Below are 2,973 nucleotides of genomic sequence, written 5' to 3' on the forward strand. Positions count from 1 at the left end.
CGGTAAAGACTACATTGTCGTTGCCACCACCCGTCCAGAAACCATGCTGGGCGATACCGGTGTTGCGGTAAACCCAAACGATCCGCGCTACAAAGATCTGATTGGTCAGCACGTGTTGCTGCCAGTGGTGAATCGTCGTATCCCGATCGTGGGCGACGAACACGCCGACATGGAAAAAGGCACCGGGTGTGTAAAAATCACTCCCGCGCACGACTTTAATGACTACGAAGTCGGCCAGCGCCACCAGCTGCCAATGATCAACATTTTGACCCTGAACGCGGATATCCGCGAGCACGCAGAAGTGTTTGATCACAAAGGCCAGCCAAGCACCGCCTACGCGAGCGACATTCCAGCCGCCTACCAAGGTTTGGAACGTTTTGCGGCGCGTAAAGCGATCGTCGCCGAATTTGACGCGCTCGGCTTGCTGGGTGAAATCAAAGATCACGATCTGACCGTCCCTTATGGCGATCGCGGTGGCGTGGTCATTGAGCCGATGCTGACCGACCAATGGTATGTGCGCACCGCGCCGCTCGCCGAGCCGGCTGTCAAAGCGGTAGAAGATGGCGACATTCAGTTTGTGCCCAAGCAATACGAAAACATGTACTTTGCGTGGATGCGCGATGTACAAGACTGGTGTATTTCGCGTCAGCTTTGGTGGGGTCACCGCATTCCTGCCTGGTATGACGACCAAGGCAACGTCTATGTGGGCCGCGATGAAGACGAAGTCCGTCGTGACAACCAGATTGGCGACGACGTCGCGCTGCGCCAAGACGAAGACGTGCTCGATACCTGGTTCTCATCGGCGCTTTGGACATTCGGCACCCTCGGCTGGCCAGAAAATACCGATGCACTGAAAACCTTCCATCCTACCGATGTATTGGTGTCAGGCTTCGATATTATCTTCTTCTGGGTGGCGCGTATGATCATGATGACCATGCACTTCATCAAAGATGAAAACGGCAAGCCACAAGTCCCGTTCAAAACCATCTACATGACCGGCCTGATTCGCGATGAAAGTGGCGCCAAGATGTCGAAGTCGAAAGGCAACGTGCTTGACCCACTCGACATGATTGACGGCATTGGCATTGATGATCTGGTTGCCAAGCGTACCGGTAACATGATGCAGCCTAAGCTGGCTGAAAAAATCGAGAAGGCGACCCGCAAAACCTTCGAAAACGGCATCGACGCCCACGGCACCGATGCCTTGCGCTTTACCTTGGCGGCACTGGCCTCTACCGGCCGTGACATCAACTGGGACATGAAGCGTCTGGAAGGTTACCGCAACTTCTGTAACAAACTTTGGAACGCCAGCCGTTACGTGCTGATGAACACCGAAGCGCAAGATTGCGGCATGAACGGCGGCGAGATGACCTTCTCAAACGCCGATCAGTGGATCGAGTCTCAGTTCCAACAAGCGGCCAAAGACTTTAACACCCACCTCGACAACTACCGTCTCGATATGGCGGCGGGCGTCTTGTATGAGTTTATCTGGCATCAATTCTGCGATTGGTACTTGGAGCTGACCAAGCCGGTGCTGTGGAAAGGTGACGACGCACAACAGCGTGCCACCCGTTATACCTTGATCACCGTGCTGGAGAAAACCTTGCGTCTGGCGCACCCTGTGATCCCTTACATCACCGAAGCGATCTGGCAGAGCGTTAAACCGCTGGTAAACGGCGTGGAAGGCGACACCATTATGCAGCAGCCTCTGCCGCAATTTGATCAAAGCCACGTGAACACCCAAGCGTCAGAAGACATTGAGTGGGTGAAGCAGTTTATCGTCAGCATCCGTAACCTACGTGCTGAGTACGATATTGCGCCAAGCCAACCGCTTGACGTAATGCTAAAAGCCGCCGATTCACGTGATGCTGATCGTGCGAGCAGCAACAGCACCACCTTAAACGCACTGGCCAAACTGGGCAGTTTCAAGGTACTGGACGGCAGCGAAACGCTACCGGCCTGTGCGTCTGCCTTGGTTGGCAGCGCTGAGATCTTGATCCCAATGGCGGGCTTGATTGATAAAGATGCCGAACTGGCGCGTCTGGACAAAGAGATCGCCAAAATCGAAGGTGAGATCAAGCGTGTTGAAGGTAAGCTTGGCAATGAAGGCTTTGTCGCTAAAGCGCCCGAAGCCGTGGTAGCGAAAGAGCGTGAAAAGCTCGATGGCTATCGTGACACCTTAACCAAGCTCGGTGAGCAAAAGGTCACCATCGCTGCGTTATAGTTCATCGGTCTTACCGATACCCTGTGATAAGCCACGCCAATCGGCGTGGCTTTTTTTATGCCCAACACCAGCACACAATTGGCTTGGTCACTTTCTCAACGGTTGTTGTACCAGCACTGATCGCCTTTGATAGCCCTTCTCTATCTAAAAGATAGTGAGAACCGTTTTTATTTATCGACATGAACCGTACATACTGTCATTGTTGATTAAACGCGTGTTGCCGCGAAGGAGCTACACCATGAAAAAGACACTCAGTTTTGCCGCTATCCACTTTTCGATCGCCTTTACGGTCGCGTATGTGCTCACCGGCGATATCATTTTAGGTAGCTTAATTGCCATGACCGAGCCAACGGTCAACACGGGTGCCTTTTATCTGCACGAAAAAATCTGGAAACTAAGCCGTCAAGCGCGTCCGGTGATTAAAACCGCCAGCTTTGCGGTGATCCACTTTAACGTCGCTTTCTTGGTCGGCTATTTGATCAGCGGTGATTGGTTAGTCGGTGGTGCATTAGCGCTGGTTGAGCCAAGCATCAATACATTGGCTTACTTTTTCCATGAAAAAATCTGGCAGCGCCGTCATGGGGTAAAACCCGCGCCGGTGCACCTTGGCCACCACCACTAAAACCACACCGGGGATAGTGACGCCGAACAACGCGCAATGATCGCCGCCTTGCCTGTATCGCGATTGAGTTGTGAAAGCCATCTCAGTGAGATAGATTGTCGATAAATCTATTATCCGGAGTGTATTA

Annotated in this window: 2 protein-coding genes; both read left to right on the plus strand. The window is 52.8% G+C overall.

From position 1 onward, the window contains the following. Positions 1 to 2,224, plus strand: a 2,224-nt coding sequence (locus BZG79_RS13450) for a valine--tRNA ligase (protein WP_077774653.1), incomplete at its 5' end; no start/stop codon positions are given. Positions 2,225 to 2,462: 238 nt separating this feature from the next. Continuing rightward, complete coding sequence (locus BZG79_RS13455; RefSeq protein ID WP_021022640.1) at positions 2,463 to 2,846, plus strand: DUF2061 domain-containing protein; 384 nt, start codon at positions 2,463 to 2,465, stop codon at positions 2,844 to 2,846. Positions 2,847 to 2,973: the final 127 nt, after the last annotated feature.

The organism is Salinivibrio sp. MA427, from assembly GCF_001996115.1.
In the GTDB taxonomy this organism is placed as follows: Bacteria; Pseudomonadota; Gammaproteobacteria; order Enterobacterales; family Vibrionaceae; genus Salinivibrio; species Salinivibrio costicola.

Excerpts from the sequence above, each read along its gene's own strand:
- BZG79_RS13455 (WP_021022640.1), top strand. The coding sequence starts at position 2,463 with ATGAAAAAGACACTCAGTTTTGCCGCTATCCACTTTTCGATCGCCTTT.